This window comes from Ewingella sp. AOP9-I1-14 (assembly GCF_052375995.1).
Lineage (GTDB): Bacteria > Pseudomonadota > Gammaproteobacteria > Enterobacterales > Enterobacteriaceae > Ewingella > Ewingella allii.
The window spans coordinates 865,963-888,152 of record NZ_JBQSVA010000001.1; the positions used below are offsets into that span (position 1 = coordinate 865,963).

Annotated in this window: 13 protein-coding genes; 11 read left to right on the plus strand and 2 right to left on the minus strand. The window is 55.7% G+C overall.

Annotated elements, in window-relative coordinates; all coding sequences use genetic code 11:
* Positions 1-551 precede the first annotated feature (551 nt).
* Positions 552-1,991: a magnesium transporter gene (mgtE, locus tag ACT3RT_RS04015; protein ID WP_353502910.1), complete on the plus strand. Its 1,440-nt coding sequence runs from the start codon at positions 552-554 to the stop codon at positions 1,989-1,991.
* Between the two features lie 209 nt (positions 1,992-2,200).
* Positions 2,201-5,197, plus strand: coding sequence for a PAS domain S-box protein (locus ACT3RT_RS04020; protein WP_485903727.1), 2,997 nt, complete (start codon positions 2,201-2,203; stop codon positions 5,195-5,197).
* 9 nt (positions 5,198-5,206) lie between these two features.
* On the opposite strand, the gene alkA is transcribed toward ACT3RT_RS04020, so the two are convergent.
* Positions 5,207-6,091: a DNA-3-methyladenine glycosylase 2 gene (gene alkA / locus ACT3RT_RS04025; protein WP_485903726.1), complete on the minus strand. Its 885-nt coding sequence runs from the start codon at positions 6,089-6,091 to the stop codon at positions 5,207-5,209.
* Between the two features lie 221 nt (positions 6,092-6,312).
* Between alkA and yegD the strand changes: the two genes are divergently transcribed.
* Positions 6,313-7,665: a molecular chaperone gene (yegD, locus tag ACT3RT_RS04030; protein WP_485903724.1), complete on the plus strand. Its 1,353-nt coding sequence runs from the start codon at positions 6,313-6,315 to the stop codon at positions 7,663-7,665.
* A 58-nt stretch (positions 7,666-7,723) separates the two neighbouring features.
* Here the strand turns inward: yegD and ACT3RT_RS04035 are convergent, their stop codons facing one another.
* Positions 7,724-8,680 (minus strand): aldo/keto reductase, encoded by a 957-nt coding sequence (locus ACT3RT_RS04035; protein ID WP_396131000.1) that lies wholly within the window; start codon positions 8,678-8,680, stop codon positions 7,724-7,726.
* 270 nt (positions 8,681-8,950) lie between these two features.
* On the opposite strand from ACT3RT_RS04035, the gene ACT3RT_RS04040 reads away from it, so the two are divergent.
* The 8 genes from ACT3RT_RS04040 to ACT3RT_RS04075 all read left to right on the plus strand — a co-directional run bounded on the left by ACT3RT_RS04040 (position 8,951) and on the right by ACT3RT_RS04075 (position 22,186).
* Positions 8,951-10,210: an MdtA/MuxA family multidrug efflux RND transporter periplasmic adaptor subunit gene (locus ACT3RT_RS04040; protein ID WP_485903722.1), complete on the plus strand. Its 1,260-nt coding sequence runs from the start codon at positions 8,951-8,953 to the stop codon at positions 10,208-10,210.
* Positions 10,210-13,332, plus strand: a complete 3,123-nt coding sequence (locus tag ACT3RT_RS04045; RefSeq protein WP_496202531.1) for an MdtB/MuxB family multidrug efflux RND transporter permease subunit — start codon at positions 10,210-10,212, stop codon at positions 13,330-13,332. Before ACT3RT_RS04040 ends, ACT3RT_RS04045 begins: the two co-directional genes overlap by 1 nt.
* Positions 13,329-16,442, plus strand: coding sequence for a multidrug efflux RND transporter permease subunit MdtC (mdtC, locus tag ACT3RT_RS04050; protein WP_496202532.1), 3,114 nt, complete (start codon positions 13,329-13,331; stop codon positions 16,440-16,442). The genes ACT3RT_RS04045 and mdtC overlap by 4 nt, the downstream gene beginning before the upstream one ends.
* Positions 16,439-17,914 carry a multidrug transporter subunit MdtD gene (mdtD, locus tag ACT3RT_RS04055; RefSeq protein ID WP_496202533.1) on the plus strand — a complete coding sequence of 492 codons (1,476 nt, stop codon included), beginning with the start codon at positions 16,439-16,441 and terminating at the stop codon, positions 17,912-17,914. The genes mdtC and mdtD overlap by 4 nt, the downstream gene beginning before the upstream one ends.
* Positions 17,911-19,296: an envelope stress sensor histidine kinase BaeS gene (baeS, locus tag ACT3RT_RS04060; RefSeq protein ID WP_353502919.1), complete on the plus strand. Its 1,386-nt coding sequence runs from the start codon at positions 17,911-17,913 to the stop codon at positions 19,294-19,296. Before mdtD ends, baeS begins: the two co-directional genes overlap by 4 nt.
* Positions 19,297-20,016 carry an envelope stress response regulator BaeR gene (gene baeR / locus ACT3RT_RS04065; RefSeq protein ID WP_034792146.1) on the plus strand — a complete coding sequence of 240 codons (720 nt, stop codon included), beginning with the start codon at positions 19,297-19,299 and terminating at the stop codon, positions 20,014-20,016.
* A gap of 160 nt (positions 20,017-20,176) precedes the next feature.
* On the plus strand, positions 20,177-20,515 hold the full coding sequence (locus ACT3RT_RS04070; RefSeq protein WP_353502920.1) for a YegP family protein: 339 nt from the start codon (positions 20,177-20,179) through the stop codon (positions 20,513-20,515).
* 525 nt (positions 20,516-21,040) lie between these two features.
* Positions 21,041-22,186, plus strand: a complete 1,146-nt coding sequence (locus ACT3RT_RS04075) for a DegT/DnrJ/EryC1/StrS family aminotransferase (RefSeq protein WP_485903771.1) — start codon at positions 21,041-21,043, stop codon at positions 22,184-22,186.
* Positions 22,187-22,190: the final 4 nt, after the last annotated feature.

Below are 22,190 nucleotides of genomic sequence, written 5' to 3' on the forward strand. Positions count from 1 at the left end.
ATCACTAAAATAAAACCAGATTCTAAGTTGGCTCATATTAAACTATTTGATGGGGATCAATAAACCTAGACTTTGCTAATTAGCGTAAAAATTGCCTCAAATGCATTCACTCAAGAGTGAAAAAATACCCTATAAATTTCATACACGTATGATTCTCTGCCGGATATTTTTATTCACAATTCAATCCAGCGCCCAGAGTGCGAGATTATTCTGAATATCCTGACGGAACACTCCTACACAATGAGACTTTTCTGGCTGGGTTAGGCGTTGTGCTATATATTGATTATGCGAATGAGTCTGTTTTAAATCATTATTTCACCCTGATGGAGCTACGGTTTAATAAGCTGAAATTACTATGTCTAAAAAAGCCAACATCAAGATGACTAAGATCGTATTAGCGATCAGCTTTATTATTTTATTCGGCCGCTTGGTCTACTCCGCCGTCGGGGCCTGGTCACATCATCAAACTCAAAAACAGACTCAGGTAGAACAATCGACGACACCGGCACCCTGATATTTTAGTTCTGGAATTCAAAGGATAAGGACGCAGCATGTCTGCCAATAAGCATCGCTATCACGTACAAAAGCTGGCGGAAACACGTACCCGCATCCTCAACCTGCTGCTAGACAGCGACGACCTTGCCGACAGCATTCTCGGCGAATCCAAAGATATCGACCCTGCCACGCAGTCCCTGCTAATGGACCAGACTGCCGAGCTCAGCAATCTGATTGACGGGCTGCATCCGGCTGACCTTGCCGATATTTTAGAAGCCTTGCCGGAGCGCGAACGTCTGGCGCTGTGGCGTTTAGTCGATCCCGCAGATCGCGGTAAAGCCTTAGTAGAAGTCTCAGAAACCGTCTGGGACAGTCTGATTGAGGAAATGAGCGACAAAGACCTGCTGAAAACCATGTCGCTGCTGGACGTGGATGATCAGGTTTATCTGGCGGAATATCTGCCACGTGACCTGATGGGCCGCGTGCTGACCTCGCTGGATCCGCGCCAGCGCGAAAAAGTGCGCGAAGTGGTTAAGTTCGGCAAGGATACCGTCGGGCGAATCATGGATTTCGAGCTGCTGTCCGTGCGCGCGGATGTCACGCTGGGCACCGTGCAGCGCTATTTGCGCTACCGTAAAGACATTCCCGAAGCCAGTGACAAGCTGTTCGTCACTGACCGAAACAACATGCTACTTGGCGAGCTGCCGCTCACCACCATTTTGCTTAACTCGCCGCATCGCCAGGTTTTCCAGGTGATGAACGATGACCCAACCTGCTTCGAACCCGAAGACAAAGCCGAAGACGCGGCCAGTGCCTTCGAACGTTATGACTTAATCACCGCGCCCGTCATCGACAAAAAGGGCAAACTGATGGGTCGCCTGACGGTCGAGGAAATTGTCGATTTCGTTAATAACGATACCGACACCAATCTGCGCCGCATGGGGGGCTTAAGCCCGGAAGAGGACGTGTTCTCGCCTGTAGGCAAGGCAGTGAAAAACCGCTGGGCGTGGCTGGCCATTAATCTTTGCACCGCGTTTGTCGCGTCGCGGGTGATCGGCCTGTTTGAAGGTACGATTTCGCAACTGGTGGCGCTGGCGGCATTAATGCCGATTGTTGCCGGTATTGGCGGTAATACGGGTAATCAGACAATCACGATGATTGTGCGTGCTCTGGCGCTGCATCAGGTGCAGCTCGGCAATCTTAAATTCCTGATATTCAGGGAGTTGGGCGTCGCACTGATCAACGGTCTGGTGTGGGGTGGCCTGATGGGCATCATTACCTGGCTGCTGTATGGCGACTGGGAGATGGGCGCGGTCATGACATTGGCGATGGTACTCAATCTATTAGTTGCCGCCAGCATGGGGGTGATTATTCCATTGACCATGGTAAGGCTTGGCCGCGACCCGGCGGTGGGCGCCAGCGTGATGATCACCGCCATCACCGATACGGGCGGTTTCTTCATCTTCCTTGGATTGGCGACAATTTTCCTGCTTTAACTCCCCCTTTGCTGCGCCTTATTCTCAAGGCGCAGCAAAGGTTTTACTCTTCGTTTTCCCTGACAAGGCCACAGCTGACTCCTTCAGCTCATTAAACCCATAAAAACCTGACCTTCTTCTCACTCAAGGTTCGTTATCAATTCATTACTGTTGTAGAATTCAGCAAGCTTATCGTTCGTGGCCGGACGGGTTTAAGAAAGGGTTTTGCCGTGGAAAAGAACATATCCCGTCTGGATTCACAGTCGCCCATCAGTTGGAAAATCCTGTTGGTTCTGGCCGTGAGCATCTGCCTGCTGGCACTCGCCTGCATGAAGGTCATCCAGCAATCCTCAAGTCTGGCGTCGGTATGGTTGCCGACGGCACTGCTCATCCCGGTTTTATTCCACCATCGCTACCGCGACTGGTTGCCGCTGTTTTGCGCCGCGGGCTTGGGCATCGCCGCCTCCCACTTTTTGGCGTACTCGTGGTCTACGAGCTACCTGCCCTACCTATTTATTAACTTGTTAGAGGCGGGCACCTGCGCGCTGCTGCTGCGACGCTTTCTGCCCACCAAGGACCCGCTCTCTGGTCTGGCGAATTGGGCAAAATTCCTGCTGGTGGCCGTGGTGTTCAGTCCGCTGCTCAGCGCCATTATCATGACGATCTTTGTCCAGCACACCCTTGCGCCACAGGCGTCAGAGCAAAGGTTCGCGACCTGGTTTATGTCCGAGGCGGTCGCCATTTTGGCACTCACTCCGCTGGGTTTGATTTACCAGAGAGGCTATCTACAGCAACTTTTCCACAACTCAGGCCGCCTGCTTGAGCTGATGGCGACCCTAATTATCAACATGGTGGCGGCTTTTCTGGCGCTAAAATGGCTGCCTTACCCCTTTGCCTTTATCACCATTCCTCTGCTGTGGGCGGCGATACGCTTGCCGCGCGTTGAGGCATTTTTCATTTTCCTCTGCCTGACCCTGATGATTGCGCTGCTGCAAACCACCGGCATTATCGACATCGTTCCGCACATTACCGTGGTGCCGCCGGGCCTGCTTTTCACGCCGCTGCTGCTGATTCTGCTACCCGCCAATGCCATGGCGATGGCGATGCACGCCCTGCGCGTCGAGAAGTCACACATTACTCAGAGCGAAAACCGTTTTCGCAATGCGATGGAATATTCCGCCATCGGCATGGCACTGGTGTCGCCACAGGGCAAATGGCTTCAGGTGAATAAAGCCCTGTGCAATCTGCTGGGTTATGAGGCAGGCTACCTGAAAACGCTGACATTTCAGGAAATTACTTACGCCGAGGACCTGAGCAAAGACCTGACGCTACTCCAGCAACTGCTCGACGGCGAGATTCAGAATTACCAGATGGAAAAACGCTATCTGCGCCGTGATGGCGAGATTGTTTGGGCACTGCTGGCGGTTTCACTGGTGCGCGATGATGAGCAAAATCCGGTCTACCTCATCGCTCAGATTGAAGATATCAATGAGCTAAAACACACCGAAATCACCAATAACCGGCTGAGCGAAGCTCTGCATGAAGAGAAAGAGCTACTGCACATCACGCTGAATGCCATCAATGATGCCGTGATCTCCACCGATCAGCAGATGAACATCACCTTTATGAATCCGGTGGCGGAGAAGATGACCGGCTGGAGTCAGCAGAAGGCGCAGGGCAAGCCGGTCAGCGATGTGGTGCACTTGACCATTGGGCCAGACGGCGAGCTGATTAACGACCTAATGGCCATGTACAGCAGCCAGTATCTGCACTCCTCCCTCGAGCAATCGCTGATTTTGCACGGCTATCACACCGGGCAGTTCGACGTGCAGCTGGCGATTTCGCCAATGCGTAAACTAAATGCCGAGCCAATCGGCTTAGTCTTGGTGCTACAGGACGTAAGTAAATCGCGTGAGCTGATGCGCCAACTCAGCTACAGCGCCTCCCACGATTTGCTTACCGATTTAGCCAATCGCGGCAGCTTTGAAGATAGCCTGAAAGAAGCGCTAAAACTGACTGCCGAGCAGCAGCAACATCACAGTCTGGCCTTTATCGATCTCGACCATTTCAAGGCGGTCAATGACACCGCCGGGCACGCGGCGGGAGACGAGTTGCTGCGCCAATTAAGCCATCTCATGCAGGATCATATTCGCAATAGCGACCGGCTGGCTCGCCTCGGCGGCGATGAGTTTGCCCTATTGCTGTTAGACTGTCAGCACGAGCAGGGTTTGCAAGTGGTGAAGTCATTAGTCAATAAAATCAATGAATTCCAATTCATGTGGGAAAATCAAATTTACCGCATTGGCGCCAGCGCGGGCATTACGCGCATCACGGACGCTTCCCTCAGCAGCAGCGAATACATGGCCCAAGCCGATGTTGCCTGCTACACCGCCAAAAATCGCGGCCGGGGGCAGGTATTTGCCTATGAAGAGCAGCAAAAACGCTTATTGGCCTCCCACGCCGTGCTGTTCCGCCCCGAGGATATTCGCCGCGTGCTGAATGAAAATCAGCTGTCGCTCAACTGCCGCGCCGCGTCACCACCGAAAACGCCGCTTTCCGTCTGCTTCTATCAACTTTCGCTGCAATTCGTGCAGCCGGTGAATGGCATTCAGCACGCCGAATTGCTGTTGGAAGCCGCACGATTTTACGACATGATGCCCGAAATCGACCTGTGGATGCTGCGTCAGGTCCTCGAGGTTCATGCTAAGGGTATCAATAATAAGGGAATTTGCGTGGCTATCCCGCTCGCCACGGAAAGCCTGCTGCAAGAGAGTTTGCGGCAAGAGTTAAATCGCCTGCTGGATAACACCCTGATGCCGATGGGCTCGGTGAATCTGATGATTGAACCCGATGTGTTGCTCAAATATGAGCATCTGCGGCGGTACGTTGCCGAACTGAGGCAGCGTGGTTGTAAAATCGTACTGCGCAACGTTGGAAAAAATCTGAATGAATTTAATGCCTTGCCGGAAGGCAGTGTGGATTACGTGCAAATCGACCCGACCTTTATGAGCCAACTACACTATAACCAGATGGATGAAGTGCTGGTGACGATTCTCCATGGCAACACTCATCGGCTGGCGGCGCAGACGCTGGCTGGCCCGGCAGATTTAAACGAAACCTTGGAAAAGCTGACCAGCATTGGCATTGATTTGGTGGAAGGCGATACCATCGCGCCGCTGACGTCGCTCAATACGCTGCTCAACACCGGCTATTTTGGCATTCATTAAGCAGGCAGTTTACGTCTGCGGCTCATCGTCGGGTAGAAAGTCATTATTGGCCCACAGATGCAAGGTGGCGTAAGTGCGCCACGGCTGCCAACGCTGGGCGTAGCGGGCGATTTTGCCCGGCGTCGTGTCAGGAAAACGCTGCTTGATCAGGTAGTCGCTGCCGAGAAAAACGTCCGGCGCTGACCAGGCCCGCATGGCGATATAGCTGGCGGTCCAGCCGCCAATCCCCGGCATCGCCAGCAGCTGTTTCACGCCCTGTTGCACATCCGGCATGTTATCCAACGGCAGGCTGCCCTCCGCCACCGCCCGCGCCACGCCAATCAAACAGGCCGCCCGTTTGGCCTGCACGCCAATACCGCGCAGGTCATCCACGCTCAGTTGAGCAATGCGTTCCGGCGTCGGGAACAGGTGCGTTAATCCGGCAAAAGGCGTGTCGATGGCTTCGCCCCAGTTCTGCGTCAGCCGCGTCGCCAGCGTCGCCGCCATTTTGACACTCACCAGCTGGCCGAGGATCGCCCGCACCGTGAGTTCAAACCGATTGATACACCCCGGCAGCCGCAGCCCAACGTTGTTTTGCGCCAGCTTCCCCAGTCCCGCGGCAATCAGGTGCGGGTCAGCCTCTAAATCCAACAGTAAACTAACCTGCCGCTCGACGCGTTCAGCAACCGGCTCGAGCGACGGCGAGATAAACAGCTCCACGCAATTTCTTTCCGGCAATGGCCGTAAACGCAGCCACCCCGCAATAGTGCCGGTTTCAGACTGCACTAGCAGCGTGCGCTGGTAGAAGCCATCCAGCATCTGTTCAACGCCCGTTAAGGCGCGAGCGCCAAGGAAGGAGGTCATCCAGTCCCAGTCGTAAGGCGGCGTATAAGGGAGGTAGCGGGGTTTAGTCACGGGGCGGGCCTATTTATTTTTGGAAATTAAAGGTAACAGGAAAAAAGCGGGAGTTTCAAATGCGTCTTTTGCTTTTAAACTCCCAGTCTGATGTTACTCCTCCTCAGGCAAGGGGAGGGAGCAAAGCAACATCCACTGTAAGCTCCAACCCCACACTTAAATTTGAAATTAAAACCAAAACCACATAAAGTCCCCCCCCTTCTTTGGCATGGGGAACCGTGATGTTTATTGGATTTGACTACGGCACAGCGAATTGCTCGGTAGCAGTGATGCGCGGCAATGACGCCCACTTATTGGCGTTGGAAAACAACGATCCTTATTTACCCTCCATGCTCTGTGCGCCTACGCGTGAAGCGGTCAGCGAATGGCTGAACCGTCATGGGCAGGTTCCGACGGGCAGCGATGAGAATTTAGCTCTGCTGCGCCGCAGTATCAGTTTTAACCGGGAAGAAGATATTCCGGTCAATGCCAACAGCGTTAACTTCGGTTTGCACGCGCTTTCTACTTATATGGAAGACCCGGAAGAAGTCTATTTCGTGCGCTCGCCGAAATCCTTCTTGGGCGCTAATGGCTTGAAACCGCAACAAATTGCCCTGTTCGAAGACTTGGTCTGCGCCATGATGTTCCACATCAAGCGTCAGGCTGAATCTGCTTTGCAGCAGAGTATCGAGCAGACGGTGATTGGTCGCCCGATCAACTTCCAGGGGATGGGTGGCGAAGAGGCGAACCGTCAGGCGCAGGGCATTTTGCAACGCGCTGCCGAACGCGCGGGCTTCCGTGATATCGCCTTCCAGTTTGAACCCGTCGCGGCGGGGCTGGATTTCGAAGCCACGCTGACAGAAGAGAAAACCGTGCTGGTGGTGGATATCGGCGGTGGTACTACCGACTGCTCGGTACTGCTGATGGGTCCAAAGTGGCGTGATAAAGCCGAACGCCAGCAGAGTTTGCTGGGGCACAGCGGCTGCCGCGTTGGCGGTAACGACCTCGACATCATGACCGCCTTCAAGCAGTTGACTCCGCAACTGGGCATGGGCACTGAAATGACCAAGGGGATCGCCATTCCCGCGCTGCCTTATTGGAACGCCGTGGCGACCAATGACGTGCCGGCGCAGGCCGATTTCTACAGCGTCGCCAATGGCCGCATGCTGCGCGATTTGATTCGCGACGCCGCGCAGCCTGACCAAGTGAAGCGCCTGCTGAAAGTCCACCAGCAGCGCCTGAGCTACCGTCTGGTTCGTGCCGCAGAGGAGAGCAAAATTGCGCTGTCGGAGCGTGAAAGCGTGATCGCCGGGTTGGAGTTTATCGAAGCCGGTCTGGCGGAAAGCATCAGCCAGCAGCAGTTGAGCGAGGCAATCGCCCAGCCGCTGGAGCGTATTCAGGAGCAGGTGAATCTGGCGCTTTCCACCAGCGACATTAAGCCTGACGTGATCTACCTGACCGGCGGCAGCGCCCGTTCGCCGCTGCTGCGCGCCGCGTTACAGGCCCAGCTGCCTGGCATTCCACTGGTCGGTGGCAACGACTTTGGCTCTGTCACCGCCGGTTTGGCGCGCTGGGCACAAACGCTGTTCCGCTAAGATTTAGCCGCAATAAAAAACCGCCCGAGGGCGGTTTTTTTGTTTCTCGCTGGCTGACTTATTCCCAGCGGCTGCCTTCATTGATCAACGCAATATCGGCATCATCGAGTTTCAAGGTGGCGGCCGTTGCCAGCTCGTCTAGCTGCTCGAGGGAGGTCGCGCTGACAATTGGCGAGGTGATGCTCGGGCGGGCGATTTGCCACGCCAGCGCCACCTGCCCCGGCTTAACGCCGTGTTTCTCCGCCACGCTGTCGAGTGCTGCCAGTACCTTCAGTCCGCGCTCATTCAGGTAGCGCTCAACCACCGACTCGCCGCGCTTACTTTTGCTGGCATCTGCCTTGGTGCGGTACTTCCCGGTCAGGAAGCCAGCGGCAAGGCCATAGAAGTTGATCACGCCCAGGCCGTTGTCCGTCACCACCTTCTCTAACGCTTCTTCGTAGACTTTGCGGTCATAAGGGTTGTAGAGCGGTTGCAGGGTTTCATAGCGCGCCAAGCCGTTCTCTTTACTCACCTTTAAGGCTTCTGCCAAGCGCGGCGCGCTGTAGTTCGAAGCACCAATGGCGCGCACTTTACCCTCTTTAATCAGGGCGTCGAAGGCCGCCATCGACTCGGCTAATGGCGTGTCGGCGTCGTCATCGTGCGACTGGTAGAGGTCAATATGGTCGGTTTGCAGGCGCTTCAAAGAAGCTTCAACCGCCTGTTTAATGTAGCGCGGCGATAAGCCTACTTTGCCCTCGCCCATCGGCTTGCCGACCTTGGTCGCCAAAATAATCTGGTCGCGCTTGCCGGTTTTTTTCAGCCATTTGCCGATAATAGTTTCTGATTCGCCGCCGCTGTGGCCTTCAACCCAGCTGGAATAGACATCGGCGGTATCAATAAAATTAAGCTTATGGTCAAGTAAGGCGTCGAGAAGGCTAAAAGATGTGGATTCGTCCGCCGTCCAGCCAAATACGTTGCCACCAAAAGTGAGCACCGGCACCTGAATTCCTGAACGACCTAATTCTCTTTTACTCATAACGTTTCCCTTTTTCTGACGTGAATAATGCTTCGCTTATTAACTATTTTAAGGTGAACAATAACAGTAGCATTGGTTCGAAAAAAGTCAGGCAGGATAAGGCCTTATTTACACAAATTATGAAAATCTCTCCTTATTTCCTCCATTTTTCATTGCCCCCTGCTGGCTACAATATCACCCCTAAAAGAACCGAAAAACGCCCGTAGATCGGCGGAAATTATTGCTACCCTTTAATTAATAAGATTTATCTACCAAGGGAAGACCCATACTGTGCGAAAAAGCCCTCTGAGACTGTTTATTACTTTGCTGGTATTGGTCATTGCCGCGCTGGCGGTATGGTATTTCTATGTCGATAAATCTTCAGCGTCGGGCAACAATACGCCGGGCGCAACCCAGCAGAAACGCGCCTCAGGCTCCGGCGGGGGTCGCCGCAATATGCCGATGCCGCCGGTGCAGGCCGCGCTGGCGGTGGAAAAATCGGTACCGCAATATCTCAGTGGGCTAGGCACGGTAACGGCGTCCAACACCGTGACGGTGCGCAGCCGGGTGGACGGCCAGCTGATGGCGCTGCACTTTACCGAAGGGCAGCAGGTGAAAGCCGGTGACCTGCTAGCGGAAATCGACCCGCGACCGTTTCAGGTTCAACTGACGCAGGCGCAGGGCCAGCTCGACAAAGATCAGGCCACGCTGGACAACGCCCGCCGCGATTTGGCCCGTTATCAGCAACTGGTGAAAACCAATCTGGTTTCGCGCCAGGAGCTGGACACCCAGCAGTCGCTGGTTCGCCAGAGCGAAGGCGCGGTAGCCGTGGACAAAGGCGCGGTGGACAGCGCCAAGCTGCAACTGACCTACAGCAAAATCACCTCGCCAATCAATGGCCGCGTCGGGCTTAAACAGGTGGATATCGGCAATATTATCTCCAGCGGCGACACCACTGGCATTGTTATTCTCACCCAAACACAGCCGATTGACGCCGTTTTCACTCTGCCGGAAGCCAACATCAGCACCATTGTTGAGGCGCAGCGCGCAGGTCAACCCCTGGTGGTGGAAGCTTGGGACAGAACCAATCAGCACCTCTTAACTCAGGGCCAGCTGCTGACGCTGGATAACCAAATCGACCCGACCACCGGCACCATCAAGCTGAAAGCGCGGTTTGATAATCAGGATAACGCGCTGTTTCCTAACCAATTCGTCAACGCGCGGTTGAAAATCGGCACCCTGCAAAACGCCGTAGTGGTGCCGACCGCCGCCGTGCAGATGGGCAACGAAGGCCACTTCGTCTGGGTGGTGGACAATGAGAAGAAAGTCAGCAAACACATTGTTACCACCGGCACACAAGACAGCCAACAAACCGTGATAACCGGCGGACTGAGTGCCGGGGAAAACGTGGTCACTGACGGCATTGACCGTCTGACGGAAGGCGCGACCGTGGAAGTGATTGCGCCGCAAACCGCCGCGCAGGCTGCCGAGGCGGAGAAAAACGCTGAGAAACACGCGGGCAAACACCATCGCCAGAGGTCTTCTTCCTAATGCAGGTGATGCCAGACAGACCACAGGGCGGCCCTTCCCGCCTGTTTATCCTCCGCCCGGTCGCCACCACGCTGCTGATGATCGCTATTCTGTTGGCGGGCATTATTGGCTATCGCGCCCTGCCGGTCGCCGCGCTGCCGGAGGTGGATTACCCGACCATTCAGGTGGTGACGCTCTATCCCGGCGCCAGCCCCGACGTCACTACGTCCGCCATTACCGCCCCGCTGGAGCGCCAGTTTGGGCAGATGTCCGGCCTGAAACAGATGCAGTCGCAAAGCTCCGGCGGCGCGTCGGTTATCACCTTGCAGTTTGGCCTCGACCTGTCGCTGGACGTCGCCGAACAGGAAGTGCAGGCAGCCATCAACTCTGCCACCAACCTACTGCCGACCGACCTGCCGAACCCGCCGGTTTATAGCAAAGTTAACCCGGCTGACCCACCCATCATGACGCTGGCGGTGACCTCTAGCGCGATGGCAATGACGGAAGTAGAAGACTTGGTGGAAACCCGCGTGCTGCAAAAGCTGGCGCAGGTCAGCGGCGTCGGCCGGGTGAGTATTTCCGGCGGTCAGCGCCCGGCGGTGCGCGTCAAACTCAATGCGCCCGCAATGGCGGCACTGGGTTTAACCAGCGAAGAGGTGCGCACGGCGATTGCGGCAGCCAACGTCAATTCGGCCAAAGGCAGCTTCGACGGGCCGGAGCGCTCGGTGACGCTATCAGCCAATGATCAGATGAAAAGCGCCGCCGACTACCGCGCGCTGGTGGTCAGCTACCAAAACGGCGCGCCGGTCAGATTACAGGACATCGCGGAGATTGAACAAGGGGCGCAAAACGACAAACTGGCGGCCTGGGCCGATAAAAAGCCCGCCATCGTGCTCAATATTCAGCGCCAGCCGGGGGCCAACGTGATCACCACGGCGGACAGCATTCGCAACATCCTGCCGATTCTGCAAGAGAACTTGCCGAAATCGGTCAAGGTCGAGCTGGTGACTGACCGCACCGTGACCATTCGCCACTCGGTGAGCGACGTGCAGTTCGAACTGCTGCTCTCCGTCGCGCTGGTGGTGATGGTGATGTACCTGTTTTTGCGCAATATGGCGGCGACGCTTATCCCCAGCGTGGCCGTGCCGCTGTCGCTAATTGGCACCTTTGCCGCAATGTATTTCCTCGGTTTTTCAGTTAATAACCTGACTTTGATGGCCCTGACCATCGCCACCGGCTTTGTGGTGGATGACGCCATCGTGGTGATCGAAAACATTTCGCGCTATATCGAAAAGGGCGAAACGCCGCTCAATGCCGCGCTAAAAGGGGCTGGCGAAATCGGCTTCACCATCATCTCCCTGACCTTCTCGCTGATTGCGGTGCTGATCCCGCTGCTGTTTATGGGCGATATCGTCGGACGGCTGTTCCGCGAGTTCGCCGTCACGCTGGCGATAGCCATTCTGATCTCCGCCGTGGTGTCGTTGACCCTAACGCCGATGATGTGCGCCCGCATGCTCAGTCACGAATCGCTGCGCAAACAGAACCGTTTCTCCCGCGCTTCCGAACGCATGTTTGACCGGGTGATTGCTACTTACGGTCGCGGGCTGACCGTGGTGCTACGCCACCAGTGGCTGACGCTCGGAGTGGCGCTGGGCACGCTGGCGCTCACCGCCCTGCTCTATTTACTCATCCCCAAGGGGTTCTTCCCGGTGCAGGATAATGGCCTGATTCAAGGCACGCTGGTAGCGCCGCAGTCGGTTTCCTTTAGCAATATGGCAGAGCGCCAGCAGCAGGTGGCGGCGATTTTGCTACAAGACCCGGATGTCGAAAGCCTGACCTCGTTTATCGGCGTGGACGGCGCCAACCCGACGCTGAATACCGGCCGTTTGCAGATAGCTTTGAAGCCGTTGAGCGATCGCAGCGATCGCGTTGATACCATTATTCCGCGCCTGCGCGACGAGGTCGCCAAGGTGCCGGGTGTCGATCTTTATCTCCAGCCGGTGCAGGATTTGACCATCGACACGCAGGTCGCCCGCACGCAGTACCAGTTCACCTTGCAAACCCTGACCACGGATTCGCTCGGCCGCTGGGTGCCGCAACTGTTGGAGCAATTACGCACCCTGCCGCAGCTTCAGGATGTCAGCAGCGACTGGCAGGATCAGGGGCTAGAAGCCTATATCAAGGTGGATCGCGACAGCGCCAGCCGTTTGGGCATCAGCCTGACTGACGTCGATAACGCGCTGTATAACGCCTTCGGCCAGCGGTTGATTTCCACTATTTATACCCAAGCCAACCAGTACCGCGTGGTGCTGGTGCACGACACGGCGCAAACGCCGGGCTTTAGCGCGTTGCAGGATATTCGCCTCAATGGCAGCAACGGCAACAGCATTCCGCTCAGCGCCATCGCTCAGTTCGAGCAGCGAAAAACCGCGCTTTCGGTCAATCACCTCGACCAGTTCCTGTCGGCCAGCGTGTCGTTTAACGTCGCGCCGGGTTACTCACTCGGCGAGGCGGTTGGGGCGATTAAGCACACCCAGCAAAATCTGGCGATGCCTGCGGATATCAGCGTGCAGTTCCAGGGGGCGACGCTGGCGTTTGAAGCCGCACTCGGCAGCACGCTGTGGCTGATTTTGGCGGCGGTAGTGGCGATGTACATCGTGCTCGGGGTGCTTTATGAGAGCTTTATTCACCCCGTCACCATCCTTTCGACTCTGCCGACGGCGGGGGTCGGGGCACTGCTGGCCCTGATGCTGGCGGGCAGCGAGCTGGACGTGATTGCCATCATCGGCATCATTTTGCTGATTGGTATCGTGAAGAAGAACGCCATCATGATGATCGACTTCGCACTGGCCGCCGAGCGCGATCAGGGCATGACGCCGTACGAGGCCATTTACCAAGCCTGCCTGCTGCGCTTTAGGCCAATTTTAATGACCACGCTAGCAGCGCTGCTAGGCGCGCTGCCGCTGATGCTCAGCACCGGCGTGGGCGCCGAACTGCGCCGCCCGCTGGGGATCTGCATGGTCGGCGGGCTGATTGTCAGTCAGGTGCTGACCCTGTTCACCACGCCGGTGATTTACCTGCTGTTTGATAAACTGGCGCGCCGCGTTCGCCCTCGCACCAGCCACCCACGGACTGACGGATGAAGGTTTTCGCGCTGTTCATCCACCGGCCAGTGGCCACCACCCTGCTGACGCTGGCTATCCTGCTGGCGGGCATTTTGGGCTTCCGCCTGCTGTCGGTCGCGCCGCTGCCGCAGGTGGATTACCCGGTGATTTCGGTCACCGCGTCACTGCCGGGGGCTGACCCGGAAACCATGGCCGCCTCGGTAGCCACGCCGCTGGAGAGCACCTTGGGCACCATTGCCGGGGTGAATGAAATGACCTCCACCAGCACGCTCGGCAGCACCCGCATCACTCTCGAATTCGACTTTGACCGCGACATCAACGGCGCGGCGCGCGACGTGCAGGCGGCGATCAATGCCGCGCAGAGCCTGCTGCCTTCGGGCATGCCGAGCCGCCCGACCTATCGCAAAGCCAACCCGTCCGACGCGCCCATCATGATAATTACCCTGACCTCCGATACCTACAGTCAGGGCCAGCTTTACGACTACGCCTCTACCCAGTTGGCGCAGACCATTTCGCAGATGGACGGCGTGGGCGACGTCACGGTCGGCGGCAGTTCTTTACCGGCGGTGAGGGTCGACCTCAACCCGGAAGCGCTGTTTAATCAGGGCGTCTCCCTTGATGCCGTGCGTCAAACCATCGCCGCCGCCAACGTGCGCAAGCCGCAGGGCGCGCTGGAAGATGGCAACTCGCACTGGCAAATCCGCACCAACGACGCGCTAAAAACCGCCAAAGAGTATGCGCCGCTGGTGATCCACGTCAGCAATGGCAACACCGTGCGCCTGAGCGATGTCGCCACTGTCACCGATGGTGTGCAGGATCAGCGCAACGCCGGGCAAACCAGTCTGGCCGACGGCAGCGTGCGCCCGGCAATTTTGCTGGTGATCCGCCGCAGTGCCGACGCCAATATCATCGCCACCATTGATAGGATCCGCGCCGAGCTTCCCGCCCTGCGCGAATCCATGCCCGCCTCTATCGACATGCAGGTGGCGCAGGATCGCTCGCCCACCATTCGCGCCTCGCTGGAAGAGGTCGAAACCTCGCTGACCATCGCCGTCGGACTGGTGATTCTGGTGGTGTTCCTGTTCCTACGCTCGGGCCGCGCCACATTGATCCCCGCCGTGGCGGTGCCGGTTTCACTCATCGGCACCTTCGCCGCCATGTACCTGTGCGGCTTTAGCCTCAATAACCTGTCATTAATGGCGCTGACCATCGCCACCGGCTTTGTGGTGGATGACGCTATCGTGGTGCTGGAGAATATTTCGCGCCATATCGAAGCGGGAATGAAACCGATGAACGCCGCCCTGCAAGGGGTGAAGGAAGTGGGCTTTACCGTGCTGTCGATGAGCGTTTCGCTGGTGGCGGTGTTTATCCCGCTGCTTTTAATGAGTGGCCTGCCGGGGCGCTTGTTCCGCGAATTTGCGGTGACGCTGTCGGTCGCCATCGGCATTTCGCTGGTGGTATCGCTGACCTTAACGCCGATGATGTGCGCCTGGACGCTACGCGCCTCCTCTGTGCCAAAACAGCCGAAAAAGCGCGGGCTGACTAGCCTGTTGCTGCGCATGCAGCAGGGCTACGGGCGCTCGCTGAACTGGGTGCTCAACCACGCCCGCTGGGTAGGCGTGGTGCTGCTGGCGACCATCGCCCTCAACGTTTGGCTCTATATTTCGATTCCCAAAACCTTCTTCCCCGAGCAGGACACCGGGCGACTAATGGGCTTTATTCAGGCCGACCAGAGCATTTCGTTTCAGGCGATGCGCGGCAAAATGTCGGACTTTATTCGTATCGTCAGTCAGGACCAAGACGTCGCCAACGTCACCGGCTACACCGGCGGATCGCGCACCAACAGCGGCATGATGTTTATTTCGCTCAAGCCGCTGTCCGAGCGTAAAAGCAATGCCCAAGAGGTGATTGCCCGCATTCGCGTGGCCGCCGCCCAAGAGCCGGGCGCGGGGCTGTACCTGTCGGCGGTGCAGGACGTGCGGGTCGGCGGACGGCAGGGCAACGCCAGCTACCAATACACGCTGCTGTCGGACAATTTGCAGGATTTACGCCAGTGGGTGCCGAAAGTCACCGACGCGCTGACCAACCTGCCGGAGCTGGCCGACGTCAGTTCCGACCAGCAGGATAAAGGCGCAGAGATGCAGCTGACCTATGACCGTGCCACCATGGCCCGGCTGGGGATCTCCATTTCGGCGGCCAACGCCTTGCTCAATAACGCCTTCGGCCAGCGGCAGATTTCCACCATCTACCAGCCGCTCAATCAGTACAAAGTGGTGATGGAAGTCGCACCCCAGTACACCCAGGATGTCAGTTCGCTGAGCAAAATGTTTATTATCAACAGCGAGGGGAAATCGATCCCTCTGTCTGATTTTGCCAAGTGGCAGCCGGCCAGCGCGCCGTTGCAGGTCAACCATCAGGGGATGTCGGCGGCGGGGACGGTGTCGTTTAACCTACCGGAGGGTGGCAGTTTGTCCGACGCCTCGGCGGCCATTGAGCGCACCATGACCCAGCTCGGCGTGCCTGCGACCATTCACGGCCAGTTCGCCGGGACGGCGCAAGTGTTTCAGGAAACGCTGCGTTCCCAGCTATTGCTGATTATCGCCGCCATTGCGACGGTGTATATTGTGTTGGGCATATTATATGAGAGTTACATTCACCCGCTGACTATATTGTCTACCCTGCCGTCAGCCGGAGTGGGTGCGCTGCTGGCGCTGGAGCTGTTTGGCGCGCCCTTTAGTCTGATAGCTTTGATTGGCATTATGTTATTGATTGGTATCGTGAAAAAAAACGCGATTATGATGGTGGATTTCGCGCTCGATGCACAAAGGCGGGGCCAACTCACCGCCCGCGAAGCTATCTTTCAGGCCTGCCTGCTGCGTTTTAGGCCAATCATGATGACTACGCTGGCGGCGCTGTTTGGCGCGCTGCCGCTGGTTCTCACCTCGGGCGATGGTGCAGAACTCCGCCAGCCACTCGGTATCACCATTGTCGGCGGTCTGGCGATGAGCCAGCTACTGACGCTTTACACCACGCCGGTGGTTTACCTGTTCTTTGACCGATTGCGCAGCCGCTTTAGTCCTAACTCAACAACAACCAAAATTGCGCCATTGGCGGATACGGATTTATGACTTCACCGACAGAGATAACAGAAACACCCCCACCCGCACCTTTGCCGCCCTCGGTTCGCTGGCAGCTGTGGATTGTCGCCTTCGGCTTCTTTATGCAGGCGCTCGACACCACCATCGTCAATACCGCCCTGCCGTCGATGGCGGTAAGTCTGGGTGAAAACCCGCTGCATATGCACAGCGTGGTGGTGGCCTACGTGCTGACCGTAGCGGTGATGCTGCCCGCCAGCGGCTGGCTGGCCGACCGTATCGGCGTCAAATGGGTGTTCTTCTCGGCGATTGTTTTATTTACGCTCGGCTCGCTGCTCTGCGCGCAGTCCTCCAGCTTACAGGAGCTGGTGATGTCCCGCGTGGTGCAAGGCGTGGGGGGCGCGATGATGGTGCCGGTCGGGCGGCTGACGGTGCTGAAAATCGTGCCGCGCAGTGAATATATGGCGGCGATGACCATGGTGACGCTGCCCGGACAGGTCGGCCCGCTACTTGGCCCGGCGCTCGGCGGCTTTTTGGTGGAGTACGCCAGCTGGCACTGGATCTTCCTGATTAACCTGCCAGTGGGCATCGCCGGTTGTATCGCCACCATCATGATTATCCCCAATTACCAGATGCAGACCCGGCGCTTCGACATCAGCGGCTTTGTGATGCTGGCGATTGGCATGGCGACGCTAACGCTGGCGCTGGACGGTAGCCGCGGGCTGGGGCTTTCGGGCTGGCAACTGGCGCTGCTGGTGACGGTCGGTTTGGCATCGCTCGGCATTTACTGGCTGCACGCGCGCGGCAACCTCTCCGCCCTGTTCTCCCTGCGCCTGTTCCACACCGCTACCTTTAAAATTGGCCTGATTGGCAGCTTCTTTGGCCGCATCGGCAGCGGTATGCTGCCCTTTATGACGCCGGTCTTCTTGCAGCTCGGCCTCGGTTTCACGCCTTTCCACGCCGGTCTGATGATGGTGCCGATGGTGCTCGGCAGCATGGGGATGAAGCGCGTGGTGGTGCGTCTGGTGAATAAACTGGGGTATCGCCGGGCGCTGGTCACCGCCACGCTGCTGCTGGCCTTGATAACCTTGGTCTTCCCGCTGATCGCCATTTACGGCGCGTTCTGGATGATCCCCATCGTGCTGTTCTTCCAAGGGATGGTGAACTCACTGCGCTTTTCGTCGATGAACACGCTGACGCTGAAAGACCTGCCGCCGCGCCTTGCCAGCAGCGGCAACAGCCTGCTATCGATGATTATGCAGCTGTCAATGAGCGTCGGGGTGAGCGTCGCCGGTATCTTCCTCGGCCTGTTCGCCCATCAGCAGGTGCAGGCGGGCAGCGAGAATATGCACACCGCCTTCCTTTATTGCTATTTATGCATGGCCTTGGTTATCGCTATTCCGGCGTGGATTTTCTCCCGCGTGCCGAACGATAACCGAAAAAATGCCCTGATTGACCGTCGCCGCGCGCAAGCAGGCTCACCCGATCCGATGAGAAAATCATGAGACCAGGAATCACCGCCAAGCTGTTTATGGCCATCTTCTTCACCTGCGGCTTGGTGTTAATCACCATGAACTGGGGCGTGAGGATGAGCTTCGAACGTGGATTCATCGACTATATCCGCCAGAGCAATGAGCAGCGCGTCGAGCTGTTGGCTGACACCCTGCAAGACCAGTACAAGCAGCACGGCAACTGGGAGTTTTTGCAAAAAAACGACAAGCTGATCTACCAGATTATGCGTTCGTTTGAGCAGAGCAACGGCAGCAGCCTGCCGCCACAGGGCTGGCGCACCAAGTTCTGGATCCTCGACAGCCATGACCAGCGCATTGGCGGCTCCGACTACCCGATCCCGCCGGACATGCGCGGCCCGCGCCGCGTGATGGTGGTGAACGGCGTGACTATCGGCACCGTGCTGTCGACCCCCGCCGAACGCCTGACGCGCAATGCCGACATCAACTTTGATCGCCAGCAGAATCGCACCAGTTGGATCATCGTCGGCTTCACCGCCCTGCTGGCAGCGGCGGTCACTTGGCTGCTGTCACGCGGCATGTTGGCGCCGGTAAAACGTTTAGTGAAGGGTACGCACCAGCTGGCGGCGGGCAATTTCAGCACCCGCGTTAAAGTGGACAGTCAGGATGAGCTGGGCAAGCTGGCGCAGGACTTCAATCAGCTGGCGACCACCCTCGAGAAGAATGAGCAGATGCGCCGGGCCTTTATGGCCGATATCTCCCACGAGCTGCGCACTCCGCTGGCGGTGCTGCGCGGCGAGCTGGAGGCGATGCAGGACGGCGTGCGCAAGATGTCGCTCGACTCACTCGGCTCGCTCCAGTCCGAGGTGTCGATTCTGACCAAGCTGGTGGATGATCTGCATCAGCTGTCGCTATCAGACGCGGGAGCGCTGGCCTATCGCAAAGAAGAGATCGACATTGTTCATCTGATCCAACTGGCCGAGGCCGGTTTCCGTGACCGTTTCCAGCAAAAGCAGTTGACCCTGACTACCCAACTGCCGGAAAAAGTGCTGCTGTTCGGCGATCCGCAGCGCCTTTCCCAACTGTTCAATAATTTGCTGGAAAACAGCCTGCGCTATACTGATCCCGGTGGCGGTCTGGAAATCATCGCCAGCAAAAAAGACAAATCGCTGCATATTTGCTTTCAGGACAGCGCGCCGGGCATCAGCGACGAGCAGCTTCAGCGCATCTTCGAGCGATTTTACCGTACCGAAGGTTCACGCAACCGCGCCAGCGGCGGCTCCGGCCTCGGACTGGCGATTTGCCAGAACATTGTCGAAGCCCATGGCGGGCGGATTAGCGCTAGCCATTCACCTTCCGGCGGCGTCTGTATGACGATTTGCCTGCCGCTTTCGATCCCACACGGACAGAGAAACTGAATGAACGACTCCACACTCTCCGCCAACGCGCCGTTGAAAATTTTGATTGTTGAAGATGAGCCAAAGCTAGGACAGCTGCTGGTGGACTACCTCGAAGCCGCAGGTTACGCCACTCAGTGGTTGTCCAACGGTAGCGACGTGGTGCCGCTGGTGAAAGCCAACCCACCGGCGATGATCCTGCTGGATTTAATGCTGCCTGGCATCAGTGGCCTGAGTATCTGCCGCGACATTCGCCAGTTCTCCGACATTCCTATCATGATGGTGACGGCGAAAACCGAAGAGATCGATCGCCTGCTGGGGCTGGAGATCGGCGCGGATGACTACATCTGCAAGCCTTACAGCCCGCGTGAAGTAGTGGCGCGGGTCAAAGTTATTTTGCGCCGCTGCGTGCGCCCGGTGGAGGGCGTCAGCGAAGATTTCGGCCTGCATATTGACGAAGCCTGCTTCCAGGCCAGCTATCAGGGCCACGAGTTGGATCTCACTCCAGCAGAATTCCGCCTGCTGAAAACCCTGTCGGTCAAACCGGGTTACGTCTTCACCCGCGAAGTGCTGTTGAATAATTTATACGATGACTACCGCGTGGTAACCGACAGAACTATCGACAGCCATATCAAGAACCTGCGCCGCAAGCTGGAGTCCATCGACGGCGATAAAGCCTTTATTCGCGCGGTTTACGGCGTGGGATATCGCTGGGAAGCCGAACCCTGCCAGATCATTTGAGTGCCGCTACCGGCGGCTGATAAATGTAAAGAACCTGAGAGTCTGTTAAACAGATCACAGTTTTGGTTATAAAAACATCCGGCGGCGGAGTGCTGCCTGTGAAAAATCAGCCATTAACTACACTTATCTCTGGATGAAATCACTCACTGGAGAAACTTTTATGGCTACCGGTCACTACGAACTCAAGAAAGCCAAGAATGGACAGTTCCACTTTAATTTAAAGGCGAGCAATGGCGAGACTATTCTCACCAGCGAAATGTACGCCAGTAAAGCCTCTGCTGAGAATGGCATTGCCTCAGTGCAGTCTAACTCCCCGGATGAGAAGCAGTACGAAGTGAAACCGGCAAAAGACGGTCAGCACTATTTTGTCCTCAAGGCGAAAAATCATCAGATTATCGGCGTCAGCGAAATGTACACCGCCGAAGCCTCGGCCCGTAAAGGCATTGCCTCGGTGACGAAAAACGGCCCAACCACGGATATCCGTGATTTGACCGCTTAGGTTCACCAGAAAATGGGGCGACTTGGAAAGGCAAATCATCCTTTACAACGACTATTTAATGGTCAAATCAGTCTCTGTGATATAAACATTAAATACCCACCTCAGTGGCACTTAAGTGATACCCCAATTGATAAATGACCAAATTTCAGGTTTTACATTGGGGTATCCATAAGTGTCACATGGGAAATTTACCCATTATTGAATAATAATGAATACTCCCTAAAATACTTACTACCTTAGAAATATCATTTAACACCTCATTGAAGTCCGAGACTGTAAAGCCCACTTCCTTTCCCCTATAAGCGGAAGTTCCTCTTCCTACGCCCTTCCACCGCTTACCTATCCCATTGAAATAAAACAACATATTTAATGGCACGGGACTTGCTTAATCATTATTTATTACTGAATTGTGAACAATGAAGTCCTGAGTTACGGCTATTGCTAATAGCGGTAATTCCGACTGATCCATTTTGAAAGCATATAACAGGCATTGCGGAACAAATGAAGACAGCTGACGCAGAAAAGATGAGTGCAATAACCGTAACAAAACCCTTCATGCCACCTTTAGATAAATATCTAGAGTATTTGAAAGATATATGGGCGTCCAAAAACCTTACCAATGGAGGCCCGTTTCACCAAAAACTGGAAACGGCTCTGGCTGAGTATCTAGGCGTGCCTTATGTCTGCTTATTTAACAATGCAACATTAGCGCTTATTGTAGCAATGCAAGCGCTAAGAATTCAGGGGGAAGTGATCACGACGCCCTACTCATTTGTTGCCACCGCACACAGTGTCATCTGGAATCATCTTACGCCCGTGTTTGTTGATATCGATAAAAACAGTTGCTGCATGGACCCCCATAAAATTGAGCAGGCTATTACACCTAAAACCAGTTTAATCATGCCAGTCCATGTTTATGGCCGCAGCTGTAACACCACGTTAATTGGCGAAATTGCCAATAATTATGGTTTGCGCTGTATTTATGACGCTGCTCACGCCTTTGGGGTTACAGATGAAGGCGGTTCAATTTTAAGGCATGGCGATCTTTCTGTACTGAGTTTTCATGCAACTAAAGTGTTCAATACATTCGAGGGCGGTGCAATCGTTTGTAACGACATTAATATGAAAAAGCGCATTGATTATTTAAAGAATTTTGGTTTCGCTAATGAAACTAAAATTGTCGCATCAGGTATTAATGGAAAGATGAATGAACTTCAGGCGGCGTTTGGCTTACTGCAGTTGGATTATATTGATGAGGCGATTTCCAAACGTAAATCCATTGATAGCTTATATCGCGAGCTTTTAAATGGAGTTTCAGGGATCAGGAATCCTGAACCATGGGATTCTGCGACCCATAATTACAGTTATTTCCCTATTTTTGTTAGCACTGAATATCCTCTGACGCGAGACGCATTATACGACAAACTGAAAGAGGCGGGAGTGCACACAAGACGCTATTTTTATCCATTAATATCGAATTTGCCGATGTATAGTGATTGCTCGGGTGCCACAGCAAGAAATTTGCCGATTGCCAACGCAGTGGCAGATGAAGTTCTTTGCTTGCCCATCTATCCTGATTTAACCCATGATGATGTTGTGATGATCAGCGAGTTGGTGAAATCATCTGCTTGCGTTAGCCATCATACCCCCTCTTCAGAACGGGTTTTTTAAAAAG